This is a genomic window from Bradyrhizobium sp. USDA 4369 (genome assembly GCF_054056435.1).
In genome coordinates, this window is the sequence record NZ_JBSRYH010000001.1 from 8,282,867 (window position 1) to 8,299,873 (window position 17,007).

15 protein-coding genes are annotated in these 17,007 nt (G+C 57.9%); 2 read left to right on the forward strand and 13 right to left on the reverse strand.

Annotation, left to right across the window (positions count from 1 at the left end):
• Window positions 1-4: 4 nt before the first annotated feature.
• A complete protein-coding gene (locus tag ACVIJ6_RS37430) occupies window positions 5-460 on the forward strand; it encodes a Zn-ribbon domain-containing OB-fold protein (protein ID WP_057199246.1) in 456 nt (151 codons plus the stop codon).
• Window positions 460-1,326, forward strand: a complete 867-nt coding sequence (locus ACVIJ6_RS37435; protein WP_063997051.1) for an FAS1-like dehydratase domain-containing protein — start codon at window positions 460-462, stop codon at window positions 1,324-1,326. Before ACVIJ6_RS37430 ends, ACVIJ6_RS37435 begins: the two co-directional genes overlap by 1 nt.
• A gap of 53 nt (window positions 1,327-1,379) precedes the next feature.
• Here the strand turns inward: ACVIJ6_RS37435 and ACVIJ6_RS37440 are convergent, their stop codons facing one another.
• The 13 genes from ACVIJ6_RS37440 to ACVIJ6_RS37500 form a co-directional block, all read right to left on the reverse strand.
• Window positions 1,380-2,657 (reverse strand): acyl-CoA dehydrogenase family protein, encoded by a 1,278-nt coding sequence (locus ACVIJ6_RS37440; protein ID WP_057199248.1) that lies wholly within the window; start codon window positions 2,655-2,657, stop codon window positions 1,380-1,382.
• Window positions 2,658-2,707: 50 nt separating this feature from the next.
• Window positions 2,708-3,490, reverse strand: coding sequence for an enoyl-CoA hydratase/isomerase family protein (locus ACVIJ6_RS37445; RefSeq protein ID WP_057199249.1), 783 nt, complete (start codon window positions 3,488-3,490; stop codon window positions 2,708-2,710).
• Window positions 3,491-3,606: 116 nt separating this feature from the next.
• A complete protein-coding gene (locus tag ACVIJ6_RS37450) occupies window positions 3,607-4,857 on the reverse strand; it encodes an ABC transporter substrate-binding protein (protein WP_057199250.1) in 1,251 nt (416 codons plus the stop codon).
• A 102-nt stretch (window positions 4,858-4,959) separates the two neighbouring features.
• A complete protein-coding gene (locus tag ACVIJ6_RS37455) occupies window positions 4,960-6,207 on the reverse strand; it encodes an ABC transporter substrate-binding protein (RefSeq protein ID WP_230646581.1) in 1,248 nt (415 codons plus the stop codon).
• Between the two features lie 41 nt (window positions 6,208-6,248).
• Complete coding sequence (locus tag ACVIJ6_RS37460) at window positions 6,249-7,067, reverse strand: ABC transporter ATP-binding protein (protein ID WP_029674699.1); 819 nt, start codon at window positions 7,065-7,067, stop codon at window positions 6,249-6,251.
• 8 nt (window positions 7,068-7,075) lie between these two features.
• Window positions 7,076-8,149: a branched-chain amino acid ABC transporter permease gene (locus ACVIJ6_RS37465; RefSeq protein ID WP_024343102.1), complete on the reverse strand. Its 1,074-nt coding sequence runs from the start codon at window positions 8,147-8,149 to the stop codon at window positions 7,076-7,078.
• 3 nt (window positions 8,150-8,152) lie between these two features.
• Window positions 8,153-9,040, reverse strand: a complete 888-nt coding sequence (locus ACVIJ6_RS37470) for a branched-chain amino acid ABC transporter permease (RefSeq protein WP_057199251.1) — start codon at window positions 9,038-9,040, stop codon at window positions 8,153-8,155.
• On the reverse strand, window positions 9,040-10,965 hold the full coding sequence (locus ACVIJ6_RS37475; protein WP_200948601.1) for an AMP-dependent synthetase/ligase: 1,926 nt from the start codon (window positions 10,963-10,965) through the stop codon (window positions 9,040-9,042). Before ACVIJ6_RS37475 ends, ACVIJ6_RS37470 begins: the two co-directional genes overlap by 1 nt.
• Entirely contained in the window at window positions 10,955-11,764 is an 810-nt protein-coding gene (locus ACVIJ6_RS37480) for an ABC transporter ATP-binding protein (RefSeq protein ID WP_024343099.1), read from the reverse strand. Before ACVIJ6_RS37480 ends, ACVIJ6_RS37475 begins: the two co-directional genes overlap by 11 nt.
• A 37-nt stretch (window positions 11,765-11,801) precedes the next feature.
• Complete coding sequence (locus tag ACVIJ6_RS37485) at window positions 11,802-12,665, reverse strand: SDR family oxidoreductase (protein ID WP_057199252.1); 864 nt, start codon at window positions 12,663-12,665, stop codon at window positions 11,802-11,804.
• Window positions 12,666-13,027: 362 nt separating this feature from the next.
• Entirely contained in the window at window positions 13,028-14,197 is a 1,170-nt protein-coding gene (locus ACVIJ6_RS37490) for an acyl-CoA dehydrogenase family protein (protein WP_057199253.1), read from the reverse strand.
• The gene (locus tag ACVIJ6_RS37495; protein ID WP_456776849.1) at window positions 14,194-16,209 is read right to left on the reverse strand and encodes an acetyl/propionyl/methylcrotonyl-CoA carboxylase subunit alpha; all 2,016 of its coding nucleotides are present in this window, start codon (window positions 16,207-16,209) and stop codon (window positions 14,194-14,196) included. The genes ACVIJ6_RS37490 and ACVIJ6_RS37495 overlap by 4 nt, the downstream gene beginning before the upstream one ends.
• Entirely contained in the window at window positions 16,206-17,003 is a 798-nt protein-coding gene (locus ACVIJ6_RS37500; protein WP_057199255.1) for a crotonase/enoyl-CoA hydratase family protein, read from the reverse strand. The genes ACVIJ6_RS37495 and ACVIJ6_RS37500 overlap by 4 nt, the downstream gene beginning before the upstream one ends.
• Window positions 17,004-17,007 lie beyond the last annotated feature (4 nt).

The window sequence follows — 17,007 nt, forward strand, 5'->3', positions numbered from 1 at the left end:
GAGCATGACCGAAAACATCTATTCGAAACTCGTGCCCGAACCGACGCCCGACTCCATGCCCTACTGGAAGGGCCTCAACGAGGGAAGGCTGCTGCTTCAGGAATGCGCGCGTTGCTGGAGAGTCCGGCATTATCCTCGGCCAGTATGCGATGCGTGCCATTCGTTCGAAACCCGGTGGATCGAAGCATCGGGGCAAGGTGCAATTCACAGCTGGACGATCACGCATCATCCGTTTCACGACGGTTACCGGTCGGATCTTCCCTACACGCTGGTGACCGTCGATCTGGAGGAAGGTGTGCGCATGCTAGCGCGACTGCATGCGCCCGTGGACACGAGACTCGATATCGGCATGCCCGTCCGCCTCGTCGTCGAGAGAGCTAAACCAGGCCTTACGCTGCCCGGATTCGTTCTTGCAGCGCCCGCGACCGATATGTCCGCACCCAGCTCGGGAGAACGATGATGGCTGCCGAAATCGACATTGACGGCTTGCGCAAACACATAGGCACCAAGATCGTGGAAGAAGACGAAGCTACGCGAGCGCCCCTCTTCGGTCTCGTCGCGGCATTCGATCGAGACGATGCGGTACCCATCAAAGGTGGAGCGATTCCGCCCGGATGGCACCTCGCCTATTTCCATTCATTCGCGCGCAGGGCGACGCTGGGCGAGGACGGCTTGCCCAGTTCGGGGGGTGTGATACCCGAGGTGCCTTTCCCGCGACGCATGTACGCGGGTACGACCCTGGCGTTTCATCATCCGCTTCTCGTGGGTGACTCTCTCAAACGTGAGACGGAACTGACGGATATTACCTTGCGTTCCGGCAGTACGGGCCCTCTTCTCTTTGCTACGCAAACGCGACGTATATTTTCACCACGTGGTCTCGCGATCGTAGAGGAGAGCTACACCGTGTTTCGCGACGCCGTGAAACCGGGAGAGCAAAGCGGCATTCCAAAGCGAAGCACGCCACCCGCCGGTCTACCGTGGACACGACAGATCGAAACGGATCCGGTGTCGTTATTCCGCTATTCGGCTGTAACCTTCAACCCGCATCGTATTCACTACGATCGGACGTACGCGATGACCGTGGAGGGTTACCCAGGCCTGGTGGTTCATGGCCCCTATTCTCAGCAATGTCTCATTGATCTCGCTCGCGACAAAAATCCGACCAGGACGATTGCTTCATTCACGCAACGCGCGCGCGCACCCTTGTTCGATACCGCGCCATTCGACGTCACGGGGCGCCCGGCCGACGGCGGGGCGGGAGCCGAGTTGTGGGCAATGACGTCGGGCGGAACCATCGCCATGGAGGTGCAACTTCGGTTCACCTGACCGGTTTGGCCGCGGGAATCGACGGCGGACACATCGTCAACTTCCTCCCGGGCTTAGAGATCGACGTCGCCTGACAGTAATCGCTGGGCAATCATTCGCGTCAGGATTTCATTCGTGCCGTCGGCAATGTTGACGATCCTCAGGTCTTGCCAGGCGTGAACAAGACCGATTTCGTTCGTCAATCCCATGCCGCCGTGTGTCTGAATTGCACGATCCACGGCGCGAAATCCGGCTTGTACCGAATAGGCCTTTGCCATCGAAAGCTCCTTCGGCGCTTTATCGCCGCGGTCGAGGAGCATCGCTGCATTCAATCCCATCAGGTGCGCAGCGTGCAATTCCGTAGCTGCTTCGGCTATCGGAAACGAGACGGCTTGATACTCCGCGATCTTTGAACCGAAGGCCTCACGTTGCTTCGAATAGTCGATGGCCATTTCCAGCGCCCATCTTCCCTGTCCGACAGCTCGGGCGGCGTTGTACACCCGACCCAGCGAGACTCCATATAGTGCGATCTTGAATCCCTGGTCGAGCTCGCCGACCAATTGCCAAGGCTGTACCTCTACCTCCTCAAGCACAAGAGCGCCCTCGTGCCCGCCGACGTGACCAAACAAGCGCACGACGCTCTCAACATGAAATCCTCGTGCATCGGTTGGAACGAGAAATGCGCTGATGCCTCCAGCCTTTCGCACAGCTTTCTCGACGTCGGTGATGGCGAAAACAATGCACCATTCCGCAGTGGGAGCGTTGGTTGTCCAGAGCTTGCGGCCAGAGATTTTCCAGCCTGTTCCGGTCTTGTCAGCCCGCGTCTTGATCATGCTGGCGTCTGAGCCGGCCCCCGGCTCGGAAAGACCAAAGCACATCGATGTCTTCCCGGCCATCATGCCCGCCAAGCATCTCTCGCGGGCTACCTCTGTGACCTGGGTGAGCAGTCGGCTGGGCCCGAAAGCCCAGTGTGCAATGACCCAGGGAATAATGACGCCCTGCCCCCCGAGCCGGCGATATATCGCCTCCCAGGCCACGTAGTAGACAAGGTGCCCCAGCCCACCTCCCCCGATTTCCGCCGGTGCGCACATCGCATAGAAGCCGGCTTCGGCCGAAAGCATCCTAACTTGTTGGATCAACGTGCGTACTTCGGCGCTGTATCGACCATATTCGTCGTACAGCCGTCGCTGATCTTCGAGAAGCGTGCGATTCCCATCGATCAGCGGCACGACCTGCGAATCGACAAAACGCAGAACGCCATCGCGCACTTCAACGACGTACTCGGGAAGTTCAAACGCAACACTGCCCACTGCGATCGCCCCGCTAGTTTCTAAATAGGCAACGCTCGTCACGGAACCTTGCGTTCTGATCTCCCGACAGAGCCGCTAGATCACGCGCACCCTTACCTGCCCTGCCAGACCGGCTTGCGCTTTTCGGCAAACGCTCTGGGACCTTCGATTGCGTCTTGGCTGGCATAGACAACTTCGTGAAGGCGTTTACCCTCTACCAGTCCCTCGCGGCATCCGAGGTCCATCGTCGAGCGAACACTGGCTTTGGCAGCAATGACAGACAATGGCGCACCGTTGGCAATGCGCATAGCCAAATCCTTGGCACGAGAGCGCACAGCGTGTGGTGTATCTTCAAGATAATTAGTGAAACCGTAATCGTGCAGCCGTTCAATTGGCATGAGATCGCCCGTCAGAACGATCTCCATAAGGATTGCCTGAGGTAGCATATAGAGGGCCGGAGCGGCCCAGGGCGAGCCACGACCGATCTTTACCTCCGTGATGCCGGCCTTAGTCCCTTTGAGACCGACGCGCAGATCGCACATCAGCGACAGCATCATTCCGCCCGCCATCAGCGAGCCGGTCATCGCGGCAATGATTGGCTTGGAGCACGTGCGCATGCGCTCGTGGAAAGGATCGCGCATTTTGGACAGGATATCGATCTGTTCGTTGCGAGCGATCTCGGCCGCCTCCTTGAGGTCAAGCCCCGCGCTGAAGACGCCACAGTCGGCAGAGGTTAGAATTACCGCCCGGATCTTGCTGTCCGCTTCGATCCGGTCCCAGGCATCGGCCAGTCCATTAGCCGCCGCCACAGATAGCGCGTTCTTGCGGTCAGGACGATTGATAAGAACGGTAGCAATACCTTCTTCGACGCTGACTTCGATTGGACTATCGATCATGGAGTTCACTGGCTTTCGCGCTGAAGGTTGGCAGTCGGCGGCGGATGCATTATCCACCGCCCCCGGGCGGTTGCACCCGCCGACACGTAGGATTTGAGCCAACGGGATCGCCGGAACTATTCGGCCTTAAATCCGGATGAACTCGTTTTCACGATCTGCCAGATGAGGTCCTGATAGTCCGCCAGCCAGCCGGTCTGCGGCACCCACTTCTGACCGTCCCACATTTCGATTCTTGTCTTGCCTCCGCCACCATGATCTTGAGCAGTGACGGTCACAGGGGCAAGAAGGCCATTGGCATCGAAATCCTTGAGGCTCTCATAGCCAACTTTCATCGATGCGGCGGTCACTGGCCAACCAGCTTGTTTCACCGCATTTCGTGCGGCTTGAAAGGCAACCGAGTAGTTGGCGAGACCCAAGTTGTAATACACATCTTTCAGGTTTTTTTCGGGGCCACTTCCCTTACCCTTTGCGTAAAGCTCAGCCATTATTTCTTTGATGATAGGGACATCCTGGCCGCCGACGACGTTTGTGCCACGCTTGATGCCCTTGGCAACATCGGGACCAATATTGGCAATATCCACCTCGTTAAGCCAGTTGACCGAAATGTACTTTTCGATCTGATAGCCGTTGCGCTTCATTTCCTTAGCCGCGACGACATGTCCTCCGGCCAGGAGCCAGCTGATCATGAAATCAGGCCGGTCGCGCCTTACCTGCGTCCAAGCGCTCGTCTGATCGCTGCCGGGCAACGGCACCGGGTAGAGCTTCAACTCGAAGCCTTCGCGTTCAGCGAGTGTCTTCAAGACACCGATCGGCTCCTGACCGAAGGGATAGTCGAGATAGATAAATCCGATCTTGGCCCCCTTCAAATCGCCGCTGCGCTGTTGTTTGATGTAGGCGATATCGTTGGCGGCTTGCCCCCAATAAGTCGCACCCACGGGGAAGATTTGCGTGAACACCGAGCCGTCAACGGCATCACCGCGTCCGACCGATGACTGCATCAAAATGTTCTTATCCTTCATGATCCGCGGTAGGACAGCTATCGACACCGGTGTCGACAGCATGTCGAATACGAACACGCCGTCACGTTTAAGCCTTTCGTAGCATTCAATGCCGCGTTGGGGCTCGTTGCCGTGGTCCTGAACCACGATCTCTACCTTGTGCCCTTCGATACCACCCTTAATATTCGTCAGGGCGGCAAGGTCTTGCGCAGCTTGCGCCACCTGTGGCGAGACGAACGTGTAGGATTTGCTTAGATCGAAGCACAAGCCGAACTTCAGGGTTCCTTCCTGAGCCAAAGCGTCTGTCCAGCCTGCGGCACTGAGAGCGGCAGCGACCGCCAAGCCCTTTGTCACTTTCCCGATTAACATTCTACCTCCCAATCTGTTGGTCGAATTTCAGTACGCCTTCTGCTGTCCTCGGCCTTTAAGAGCGCTGCTGAACGGAGTTGGCGTTCGTCATGTCTTCAAGTGCTAGTTGTGATAGTTGGAAGAACTTTTCCTTACCACTTCCCAGATGATATCTGTGTAGGCGGCGATCCATTCTGTTTGGGGTATCCATTTTTCTCCATCCCACATCTCGATGCGGGTCTTCCCACCACCGCCGTGATCGCTTGATGTCACAGTTACCGGCGCCATAAGTCCACCGGCATCGTAACTTGCGATATTTTGGAGACCCTCGCGCATTGTGGCGGAGGAAATTGGAGTGCCATGCAACTTGGCAGCTTGGCGAGCGCCTTCAAGGACCATCGAGTACATCGCTAGTCCGGTGTTGTAGTATACATCTTTGAGATTCTTCTCTGGCCCGCTGCCCTTACCCTTCTTGTAAAGCTCAGCAATAATCTCTTGAATCACTGGAATATCCTGACCGCCCGCGACGTTGGTGCCACGCTTCAATCCTTTTGCAGCCTCAGCGCCGATATTGGCAATGTCAACTTCGTTCAACCAATTAACCGAGATGTACTTATCCATTGGGATACCATTGCGCTTCATCTCCTTGGATGCCACGACATGCGCTCCCGCTAGCAGCCAGCTAATGATGTGATCTGGCTGGTCACGGCGCACTTGGGTCCAGACACTCGTCTGATCTTTGCCAGGGAGCGGCACCGGATAGAGCTTCAATTCAAATCCTTCCACCTTGGCGAGCGTCTGTAAAATTGGAATCGGCTCCTGTCCGAACGGATAGTCGAGATAGACAAAGCCGATTTTTACCCCGCGCAGGTTGCCAGCGTGCACCTGCTTTAAGTAGGCAACATTATTGGCAACCTGTCCCCAATAAGTAGGACCCAGCGGAAAAACCCACCCGAATACGCCGCCATCGACGGCGTCTCCGCGGCCAACTAGTGCTTGGATGAGGATGTTCTTGTCCTGCATAACTCGCGGCAACATGGCGATTGAAACGGGAGTCGACAGCGTGTCAAAGATGAACACGCCTTCCCGCTTAAGTTTCTCGTAGCATTCGATGCCGCGTTGCGGCTCATTGCCGTGGTCTTGCACGATGACTTCGATCGGAGCGCCCCCGATCCCACCCTTGAGATTGGTTAGCGCGACCAGATCCTGTGCCGCCTGCGATACCTGAGGCGTGGCGAACGTGTAGGCCTTGCTTAGATCGTAGCAGACGCCGAGCTTCAGCGGTTGTGCGGCGCCGGCAGGCGGAGCTACCGAAAGCGCCACAATGCCAGCGATTGCCGCAGCCACTGAGTATTTCAAAAATCCCATCATGAGTCTCCTCCGTTCACAACTGACACATTGGGGCGTTCTGATCAGCTGAGCCAGCGCTTGCGTCTGCGATAGTGCTTGATGTCGTGAAAACTCTTGGCTTGACTGCCCCCGAGGTAAAACTCCTGAATATCGGAGTTTGCTTTCAGCCTCTCTGCCGTGTCGTGCATGACGACACGTCCATTCTCGATCAGATAGCCACGCGAGACGATATCGAGAGCTGCGAGCGCATTTTGCTCGACAAGCAGGACGGACAGGCCATGATCGCGATTGATCCGTTTGATGATCTCGAAAATCTCGGCGACCAGAAACGGAGCCAGACCCAGACTTGGCTCGTCCAGCATGAGCAAGCGCGGCTGCGTCATTAAGGCCCGTCCGATTGCGAGCATCTGCTGTTCACCGCCCGAAAGATATCCGGCAAGCGAAGATTTTCGCTCAGCTAGACGCGGAAAGTAGTCGTAAATGCGCGCCTTCTCCGATGCGACCCGCGTTCTCGACAATGACATCGGAGCGGCAGCCTCGAGGTTCTCATCTGGCGTAAGATGCTCGAAAACTCGGCGCCCCTCGATCACGTGGCAAATCCCCAGTCCGACACGCTGCTGAGGCGGATTGTCGCCGATCACTCTACCGTCAAAGCGGATCTCGCCCCGGCTTACCTTTCCGCGTTCTGCGCTCAGAAGGCCGCTTATGGCTTTCAATGTGGTACTCTTCCCAGCTCCATTGGATCCGAGGAGCGCGACCATTCCGCCGTAGGGCACCTCAATCGACACGCCCTTGATGGCGAGCATGACCGAATTGTAAAGCACCTCCACGCTGTTCATCGACAGGATTGGGCCATCTTGTTGAATGTCGTTTGGTTTCATGCCGATTTCTATTTCTTGAACTGGTCGAAGGGCCAGACCAGGAAATAGTCCCTGATATTCGCATAAAGCTTCCCGAGTCCCAAAGGCTCAACCAGCAGGAAAATGATGATCAAAGCGCCGTAGACGGTGGTAGGGATATGAGCAAGGGTTTCATTTCCGAGTGGAAGCCCAAGGAAAGACGTCAAATTCGCAATTATCTCATTGGCGATTCCCGGCATGAGGAGGATCAATGCCACTCCAAAATACGTACCGATGATGCTGCCGAGCCCGCCGACGATGATCATGGCAAGCACCTGAATTGAAACATTGACCGAGAATTGCTCGGGCGCAGCAAGGAAAAAGAACGTAGCAACAAGCAGGGCGCCACCAATCCCACCGATGAACGAGCACATCGAAAACGCGATTAGCTTGTAGTAGAAGCTGTTCACGCCGAGAATTGCAGCCGCATAATCCTTCTCGCGCACGGCAACCAGGGCACGTCCCAAGGCGGTTCGCTGCAGGTTCATCATGAAAACGGTCACCAACGCGCACCATCCCAGCGCCACGTAGTATAACCCTCTGCCTGAAGCGATTTCCTGCCCAAGAAGCGCAAAACGAGGGGATTGAAGCGAGGCATGTGAGCCGCCAGATATCGCTGGTGAGTGATTCAGTACCCAATCCATGACGAACTGCATCGCAAGTGTCACGATCGCGAGATAAAGCCCTTTCACCCGCAGGGCCGCGAACGCAAACAGGCTTCCTATCAGGGATGCGGCGAGGCCGCCGATCAGAAGAGCAAATTCCCAGGGTATGCCGAACCTGGCTGCGTGGACGGCCGCATAGGCGCCCACCGCCATCGTCGCAGCGTATCCCAGATGCAGCTGCCCCGCCCAGCCTGTCGCCAAATTGAGACCGAGCGCCAGCGCCGTCCAGATCAGCCAAGGCTGAACGTAGCTGTTTAGATACAACGAACTCAACAGGAACGGCGCAGCGATAGCAGCGACGGTAAGGACGATAAGCAGGTTCCGGTCCGTTGGCACCGGAAATAGCTTGCTGTCCGATACATAGCTCTGATGACGAACGCCCGCGAGAGGATAAAACATGCGTCATACTCTTTCGATGTCATGGCGTCCGAAGAGTCCGTGTGGACGCAACATGACGGTGAAGATCAGCACGGCAGCGACGATTAGGTCACGACTACCTCCTCCAACCACCAAATCGAGGTAGGAGGAGCCCACGTTCTCGATGACCCCAAGGACAATTCCGGCGAGGATCGCACCAACTATGCTGTCAAGCCCACCCAGGACGGCGACAGTCAGTCCTTTTAACAGGAGTTGCGAAAGCGATTGGTCGACGCCCTGGATCTCTCCCCAAATCACGGCTGACGCAACGGCGACCACCGAAGCCATACCCCATGACAACGCTACGCCGTGCTCAACGGAGATTCCGATCGACCAAGAAGCGACGTAGTCGTCCGAGATTGCGCGTAACCGGATTCCACGGCGCGTTCGGAAGAACAGGAGGAATGCTACAAAAAGTGCGATCGCGACGCAGGCCCCGGCCAGATTGATGCGGCTCAGCAGCAACGGTCCAAGAAACAAAGGATCGTAGCTGACGCCGAGCTCCATCGAACGGGAGGTACCGCCCCACACTGCCAAAGTCGAACCTCGTATGAAGATGTCGAGGCCGAGCGTCATCATCAGGATCATGACAATCGGACGCCCCGCCATGCGCCGCAACGTCACCTTCTCCACACCAAAGCCGGCCAAAAACATGATGATCGTTGTCACAGCGATTGCCAGCCACAATGGGAAACCCAACTGCCGGGACAAGGCCAGCACCACGTATGCGGCCAGCATCGTCAATGCGCCTTGGGCAAGATTGGGAACGGACGATGATTTGTAGATCAACACTAGTCCAAGTGCGAAAAGCGAATAGAGCAGTCCGGTCAATGCGCCATTTACAGCTAACTCGCTGACATATGCGATGTCCATTAGACCTCCCGAATTACCAGCGTGCGCTCAACCAACCCGACCTCACCGCTCTCGTACGTCACCGCAGCTTTGACGTGGATTTCTTTCGATCCATCATAAAGTGCGTCGATAACCGATGCGTATCGTTCTTCAACAACAGAGCGGCGAAGCTTGCGGGTGCGTGTTATCTCTCCATCGTCCGGGTCGAATTCCTTGTGAAGGCTGACGAACCGATGCAGCTTCAGTGATTCTGGAAGCGCTTTATTGACCCGATGAAACGCGTCGCCAAGTAGTCCGGCAATTTCGTTCCGTTGCGACAGGTCAGCGTAGGAGACATAGGGCACCGCGTTGGTCTCTGCCCAATGCCCGGCGGCCTCCAGATCGATACAAACAATAGCCGTTAGTTCGTCCCGACCGGCTCCGAAAACGGCTGCGTCTTTTATGTATGGGCTGAACTTCAGCCGATTCTCGATGTAGTTGGGGACGTAACGCTCACCTTCCTTGGTATGGACGACCTCTGACACACGCCCCAGCACGACAAGGTGACCATCGTCTTCCAAATATCCGGCATCGCCGGTGTGCAGCCAACCGTCCTTGAGCGTTTCCGCGGTTGCCAGGGGATTGTTGTAGTACCCCCGAAACACGCTTTCTGCCTTCAGCAGTATTTCACCCCCGTCCGTGACCTTGACCTGAACGCCGGGAAGCGGTCGCCCTACGGTGTGTAGCTTGACCTCATCGGGCATCTGGATAGCGTTGAAGGCTGCATTCTCGGTCTGGCCATAGAGCTGCCGCAACTTGATCCCCAGCGCGCGGTAGAAAACAAAGGTGTCCTCCCCAATGGCCTCGCCGCCCGTGAACGCGCTTTTTAGTCTGCTAAGACCGTAGAGGTCTTTTATCGGTCCGAAGACAATGCGTTCGCCGAGCAACCGGCCCAGCCATTCCAGATGGCTACCCTCTTGACCGTCGAGCTTTCGCCTTTCCGAAGCAATCGCTCTGTCCGTGAAAAAGTGGTAGAGCCATTTCTTTAACGGAGTGGAGTTTTCGATTCCGACCTGAATAGAGGTCAGCAAATTGTCCCAGCTGCGCGGGGCAGCAAGATAAAGGCTGGGCGCAATCTCGCGCATGTCACGCAAGACCGTCTCCTGCCTTTCCGGTACATTGACGGTGAAACGAAAAGCGATTCCGGCAGCCACGGTCAGGGCAAAATCTCCGACCCATGCCATCGGCAAGTAAGCGAGAACCTCTTCACCATAATTGAATGCCCCGCCAGAATATGCATTGCGAACTGCGGCGATGACATTTCTGTGGCTGAGCACGACCCCCTTTGGTTTACCGGTCGTGCCTGACGAATGCAGGAATATTGCCGGATCATCCGGCGCCGCGCGATTGACGATGCGGTCCCGCAGTTGCGGATCGGCCTTAAGGTTCGTCTCGCCTTTATCGTTAAGTTCCTCCCACGACAGGAGCCCCGACGCGTCATAGGTGTTAAGGCCTCTCTTATCCTCGTAGACGATATATTCGATCGTACTGCCGGCCTCCCGCAAATCGAGAAATTTGTCGACCTGCTCCTGGTCTTCGGCGAGCGCCGCCACAACCTTCACTTCACCGACGAAGTGGCGCAATTCGTCCAGCGTCGTCCCAGGGTAGGCTGGCATCGCGTATGCTCCCAGCATCGACGATGCAATCATGCCCGCGTAAAGGCGCGCGCGATTATCGCCAAGAATCATGACTGCATTGCCCGGTTGAACTCCGAGAGCGTCAAGGCCAGCAGCGCAAACCAGCACCTCATTGAAATATTCTGACCACGTCATCTCCTTCCAGATGCCGCGATCTTTTTCCCGCATCGCGATTTTGTTGCCATGCTGGGCGGCATTGTGGACTAGTAGGCGCGGCAGGGTATCGTCTGCAGCGCATGTAGGCATGCTCATCACTTTTTCATGCCGCATGACCGACACCAATATAGGCTTCAATGACCCGCTGATCCTTGACAACCTCCCTGGGCTTGCCCGTTGCGATCATTTCTCCGTAGTTCAATGCCAGCACGCGATCACATATGCCGGTAATCACATCCATACTGTGTTCGATCAACAAAACGCTCACGCCGCGTTCCGCGCGCGCATCGAGAATGAACCTTGCCATATACTCCTTCTCCTCCTGGTTCATTCCAGCCATCGGTTCATCGAGGATCAGAAGGCGCGGTTCCGCCACCAACGCGCGTGCAAGCTCGACACGCTTCTTCATTCCGATCGGAATGCCGTCGACGAGTTCGTGACGGACACTTTCGAGTTGCAAGAACTCGATCACTTCCTCCACGATTTCGCGGCTTCGCATTTCGTCGCGACGCGCCAACCACCAGTATAGCGCCGTACGAATGACGCCCGGGCGCATGTGAATATGTCGTCCAAGCAGAATATTGTCGAGCACACTCATGCCATTGAAGAGCGCCAGATTCTGAAACGTGCGGGCAACGCCTAAACTCGCCACCTTGTGAGGTGCTGTGCCAGTAATGTCCTTGCCGTCGAGTTTGATTGTTCCCTTGTTAGGCGGATAAAAGCCGGTTATGGCGTTTGTCAGCGTAGTTTTGCCGCTACCATTTGGGCCGACGAGCCCAAAGATTTCGCCGCGGTACACACTCAGATCGACACCGGTCACGGCAACAAGGCCGCCGAAGCGTCGTTCAATGCCAGTGCATTGCAGTACCGGTTCCGCTTGGTGAAACGATTTCGGCACACAATCTTCTGTCATACCAGCTCGCTTCGCATTCGCGGCCCGTTGAACCTGGTTAGCCTAATTTAAAATAGTCTGGACGCCCCGTCGGCCACGGATCACCCCACAGCTGCTGACCACCGTCGACCGTCAAGACTTCTCCAGTAATGAACTTGCCCGACGGCGCAGCCAGGTAAATTACAGCTTCGGCAATATCCCACTCGTCTCCAGACCGGCGCATGGGATTTGATTCCTCGAAGGTGGCCGCGCCTTCCGGCGAATAGTTGCCGAATCCGCTGCTTTCACAGCATCCGGGCGCGACGCAATTGACCCTGATTTTGTACGGCGCCCATTCCACGGCCACCGATTTGGACAGATAGATCACGCCGGCGCGCGCCGCGCAGGAATGCGCGATGCCTGGCAGGCCGCGCCAGATGTCGGCGACGATGTTTACGATGGTTCCGGGCTGTCCTGTCGCAACCCATCTCTTCGCTGTCGTCTGCATCATCCACCATGTGCCATTGAGGTTGGTGTCGACCACTGCGTTCCAGCCCTTAACTGAGTAGTCGAGTGCCGGCTGTGGGAACTGCCCTCCAGCATTGTTAACGAGAACATCCAGCCGGCCAAATCGCTCGCCGACTGCGCTGATAAAATTTGCTACCTGCTCTGGATCGCGGATGCTCAATTGACCGCTGAGGACATCGCCGCCGAATCCGCGCAAATAATCCGCAGCGCTATTCAGTTTTTCTTCATTGCGGCCGCAAATCGCCAATGATGCACCAAGCCGCGCGAAGAGCGAAGCGATTGCCCGACCCAAGCCGCTGCCAGCACCGGAAACGACGACGGCTTTTCCTTTGAAAAGATCAGGCCTGAAAACCGTCGCGCAATTGCGCAACTTGGATTCCGATAACCCGAACTGCGCTCGCGGTGAACTGTCCATTTCCTCCCTCCCCCCGATCTGTTGTTGTCGGGCTCGATCACATCTAACATGTGTTAGAAAACACCGCAAGGTGCTTCAGGGGAGGCGCTTTCGCTCTTAGCCAGAAAAAGGAACGAGCCTTTCGGGTTCAACACGCAGTCTATTGTGTCCGGCCGTGATCCGATGACCTTCACTGACGCTGCATGCCGCGCCCGGTCGCGCCGAAGGAACGACGATCGCTCCATCGGCATGTCGTTGGTCCGCATCTCGGCTGCAACGACCGCTTTCCTGAATCTGTTCAATTGGCACAATCGCCGCAATCTATACAGCCGCCAAATACTTCACGCGAGCATTCTCAGATGTCGCAGGTGTAGGCCAAACGACTACATTCGTTTGGCGACCTCTTCTAGCATGACCTCGCTGGCGCCGCCGCCAATGGCCTGAACTCGGGCATCGCGCGACATCCGCTCCACCGCCATCTCACGCATGTACCCCATGCCTCCGTGAAACTGAACACAGTCGTAGAGAACCCGGTTCACCAACTCACCGGAGTAGGCCTTGACCATCGAGACTTCACGCACACAGTCGCGGCCCTCGCAGTCGAGACGAGCAGCGTGATAAACGAGTTGACGCCCCGCTTCGACCCGGGTCTGGCAAACCGCCAGGCGTTGGCGCACAGTCTGTTTGTCCCACAATGCGCCGCCGAATGCTTTGCGTTGCTTGACGTAAGCAACGGTCAGGTTCAGTGCGGTCTGCGCTTCGGCCACTGCTAGTGCACCCAGCACAATCCGCTCATTCTGGAAATTCTTCATCACCGAGTAGAAGCCGCGATTGATTTCGCCCAGCACGTTTTCGGCAGGCACGCGAACATTCTCGAAAATCAGCTCGGCGGTGTCCGAACACAGCCATCCCGTTTTCTTCAACGCTCGGCTTACCGAAAAGCCGGGCGCACCTTTCTCGACGGCGAACATCGTGATCCCGCGGGAGCCCTTCGCTCCCGGATCGGTCTTGGCGGCGACAAAATACAAGTCGGCGTGCACGCCGTTGGTAATGAACATCTTGGTGCCGTTCAGCACCCAATCAGAACCGCTTTTCACAGCGCGCGTACGCATACCGGCGACGTCCGATCCCGCGCCCGGCTCAGTGACGGCCACTGCCGTGATCTTCTCACCGCTGGTGATGGCGGGCATCCAACGCGCCTTCTGCTCCGGCGTCCCGGCGTTTTCCAGATGCGGCGATGCCATATCGGTATGGACCAAAACCGTCGCCGAGAATCCGCCAAAGGTGGAGCGGCCCAGCTCCTCGGCCAGCATCACACTCGCCATCGTGTCGAGCCCGGCACCGGCATATTCGGGATCATAGCGCATTCCCAGGACGCCGAGCCCGCCCATTCTGCGTAGGACGTCGCGAGGTACTAAGCCTTGCTCCTCCCACGCGTGTGCCACCGGAATAACTTCGGTTTCGATGAACCGCCGCAATTGAGCGCGGATCATCTCCAACTCTTCGTTGAAGGGGAACGCGGTCGCCTCGGTTAGGACTTGACGGGTATTCATGTGTCTTCCTTTCGCTCCATTCGGACGAGCGGGGCGCCACCAGCAACGGTGTCGCCGGTCACGCAATAGATCTCCTTCACGTTGCCGCTCAAGGGGGCGACCAGGCTTTGCAGTAACTTCATTGCCTCCAGCACCACCAATGTCTGACCTCGTTCGACAAAGTCGCCCTGCCTGACGCTGAGCTCGACGATCGTGCCGGGCATCGGCGCATTCAGAGTATCCTCGTCAGCTGAACCCGCACCAGCGCCGTGGCCATGAAGATCCTCGAGCGTGAGGAAATGGACCTGCATCATGCCATCACGGCCCGAAAGATGGACACGCCAGCTCCCGTCGGTACGTTCCAAGTGCGCGATGCGGGCAAATGGCCGCCCGGCAACGCGCCCCATCAATCGTCCATCGCGGAGTGAGATGTCTTCAACCGAGACCGGTGTCATCTTTGCTCCGCGAACCTCCAGCCGCAAATCCTGCCCGACCGCCAAAAGCTCTTCCAGCTCGTCCCCTGCTTGCCAATAGCGTGCCGCACCAGGCCGTCCCGCCCGGTCGGTCACACGCCAGGCACCCAGCGTATGCCACGGGTCGGCATTCGCGCTCTTGGAAAGATGCTGATGCAGCGCCAACGCAGCTAGCGCTCGACTTTCATTGTCTGCCTCTGGCGCCTTCCAGCCGCCGGGAAAAAGCTGTTCGAGCGCTGCGGTGTGGTGGCGCAGCGAGGCGAAATCTGGATGAGTGAGCAGCGCGCGCTGATAGGCGATATTCATGCCGACGCCCCCGACGGCGAATTTGTCGAGCGCAGCAACGGCCTGGCGGATTGCACCTTCACGATCGCCTGCCTTCGCAATCAGCTTGGCGAGCATCGAATCGTAGTGATGGCTCACAACGCTGCCCATCTCGACCCCTGAGTCGAGCCGAAGGTCTGGACCCTTGGGGGGTGCCCAGAGGGTGATCGTGCCAGTTTCGGGGCGAAAGCGTTCGGCGGGATTCTCAGCTGCAAGGCGAATCTCGATGGCATGACCCGCGCAGCCAATGTCCTTCTGGGTGAAGGCCAATTCCTCGCCGCGCGCGACTCGCAGTTGCCATTCCACGAGATCGATGCCGGTGATCGCCTCGGTTACGGGATGTTCAACCTGAAGGCGCGTATTCATTTCGAGGAAATAGAATTCCCGACGTTCAGAGTCGTAGAGATATTCCACCGTGCCAGCCGAGCTGTAGCCGATGGTGCGGGCGAGGCTGACGGCGGCCCCGAGCATTTTCTCGCGCAGCGGCGCCGGCAGGCCGGGAGCTGGCGCCTCTTCGATCAGCTTCTGGTGGTTGCGTTGGAGCGAGCAATCGCGGTCCCACAGGTGCACAACATGACCATAGCTGTCGCCCAAGATCTGCACTTCGACATGGCGTGCGCGTGGAGCGTAGCGTTCAAGAAACACGGTTGCATCGCCAAAGCCGGCAAGCGCTTCGGCTTTGGCGGCGCGGATCGCCTCACTTGCCGTCTTGAGCTCCATAACAAGCCGCATCCCCCGCCCACCGCCGCCGGCGCTGGCTTTGACGAGGAATGGCACGCCGAGGCTCTCGGCTTCCGCGAGCAGCCGCGCTTCGGACTGATCCGCCCCGCGATAGCCGGGCAGAACGGGCACCCCCGCCGCCTCAGCGGCCGCCTTGGCCTCGATCTTCGAACCCATCCGCGCGATCGCCTCGACAGAGGGGCCGATGAAGACGAGCCCCGCCTCCGCCACGCGGCGAGCGAATTGGGCGCTTTCCGACAAGAAGCCATAGCCAGGATGCACCGCGCCCGCGCCCGCAGCGCGCGCGGCCTCCAAGATCGCATCGATGTTCAGGTAGCTCCGCGAAGGTGCCGGCGGGCCGACGCAGATAGCGTGATTGGCCTCGGTTACGAAGGGGGCGTCGCGGTCAGACTCGGAATAAGTGGCGACACTTTCAAGCCCGAGTTTCGCGCAGGCGCGCTGAATGCGCCGTGCGATCTCGCCTCGATTGGCGATGAGGACGCGCGTGAAGCTCATTTCACGCGCCATGAGGGCGTGCCCTTGCTCAAGAAGCAGTTGATGCCTTCAACTCCCTCTTCGGTCTCCCAGGCGTCGGCCAACCGGTCGGCGGTATAGATCATGTTGGCGTGGAGATCGTGCCGGGCGACATAGGCGATGAGCCGCTTGGTTTCGGCCACTGCCCCCGGAGCGGCCTGTAGATGGGCATTGACGACGCGCTCGACTGCCTTGTCTAGCGCCTCGGCTGCCACGACCTCGGTCAGAAGCCCGAGCCGCTCGGCACGCGCACTATCGAATAACGCTCCCGACAGCATGGTCTCGCGTGCGGCAGCCGCTCCGATCTTCGCCACCACATAGGGGGAGATATTGGAGGGCAGCAGGCCCATTCGTACCTCCGTAAGACCGAACTTCGAGCCTTCGATGCCGATCGTGTAGTCGCACACCGAGATCAGGCCAACGCCGCCACCGTAGGCCGGGCCGTTGACGCGCCCGATCAACGGCTTGCGCAGGGTGTCGAGGCTGCGTAGCAGATGAGCCAGCGATGCGCTCTGTGCCACCCGCTCAATGCGCGTCTTTTCCACGTTCGAGGCAAACCAGTTGAAGTCGCCTCCCGCGCAAAAACTCTTGCCTGCACCGGTCAGCACCACGATGCGCACGGCTGGGTCGTCCGCCAGTATCTGAGCTGCCGCACCCAGGTCAGCCATCAGTTCGCCATTGATCGCATTGTGCTTCTCCGCACGACTGAGCGTCAGCGTCGCAACCCCGCGGGCATCCACGTCGACGATGACGGTGTTGTGTACGCCGAGCTTCATGGTT

What these genes read in the sequence shown, in the direction of transcription:
- ACVIJ6_RS37500 (WP_057199255.1), bottom strand. Translation starts at nt 17,003, where the DNA reads ATGAAGCTCGGCGTACACAACACCGTCATCGTCGACGTGGATGCCCGC.
- ACVIJ6_RS37460 (WP_029674699.1), bottom strand. Translation starts at nt 7,067, where the DNA reads ATGAAACCAAACGACATTCAACAAGATGGCCCAATCCTGTCGATGAAC.
- ACVIJ6_RS37470 (WP_057199251.1), bottom strand. Translation starts at nt 9,040, where the DNA reads ATGGACATCGCATATGTCAGCGAGTTAGCTGTAAATGGCGCATTGACC.
- ACVIJ6_RS37430 (WP_057199246.1), top strand. Translation starts at nt 5, where the DNA reads ATGACCGAAAACATCTATTCGAAACTCGTGCCCGAACCGACGCCCGAC.
- ACVIJ6_RS37485 (WP_057199252.1), bottom strand. Translation starts at nt 12,665, where the DNA reads ATGGACAGTTCACCGCGAGCGCAGTTCGGGTTATCGGAATCCAAGTTG.
- ACVIJ6_RS37445 (WP_057199249.1), bottom strand. Translation starts at nt 3,490, where the DNA reads ATGATCGATAGTCCAATCGAAGTCAGCGTCGAAGAAGGTATTGCTACC.
- ACVIJ6_RS37480 (WP_024343099.1), bottom strand. Translation starts at nt 11,764, where the DNA reads ATGACAGAAGATTGTGTGCCGAAATCGTTTCACCAAGCGGAACCGGTA.
- ACVIJ6_RS37495 (WP_456776849.1), bottom strand. Translation starts at nt 16,209, where the DNA reads ATGAGCTTCACGCGCGTCCTCATCGCCAATCGAGGCGAGATCGCACGG.
- ACVIJ6_RS37475 (WP_200948601.1), bottom strand. Translation starts at nt 10,965, where the DNA reads ATGCGGCATGAAAAAGTGATGAGCATGCCTACATGCGCTGCAGACGAT.
- ACVIJ6_RS37450 (WP_057199250.1), bottom strand. Translation starts at nt 4,857, where the DNA reads ATGTTAATCGGGAAAGTGACAAAGGGCTTGGCGGTCGCTGCCGCTCTC.
- ACVIJ6_RS37465 (WP_024343102.1), bottom strand. Translation starts at nt 8,149, where the DNA reads ATGTTTTATCCTCTCGCGGGCGTTCGTCATCAGAGCTATGTATCGGAC.
- ACVIJ6_RS37490 (WP_057199253.1), bottom strand. Translation starts at nt 14,197, where the DNA reads ATGAATACCCGTCAAGTCCTAACCGAGGCGACCGCGTTCCCCTTCAAC.
- ACVIJ6_RS37455 (WP_230646581.1), bottom strand. Translation starts at nt 6,207, where the DNA reads ATGATGGGATTTTTGAAATACTCAGTGGCTGCGGCAATCGCTGGCATT.
- ACVIJ6_RS37435 (WP_063997051.1), top strand. Translation starts at nt 460, where the DNA reads ATGGCTGCCGAAATCGACATTGACGGCTTGCGCAAACACATAGGCACC.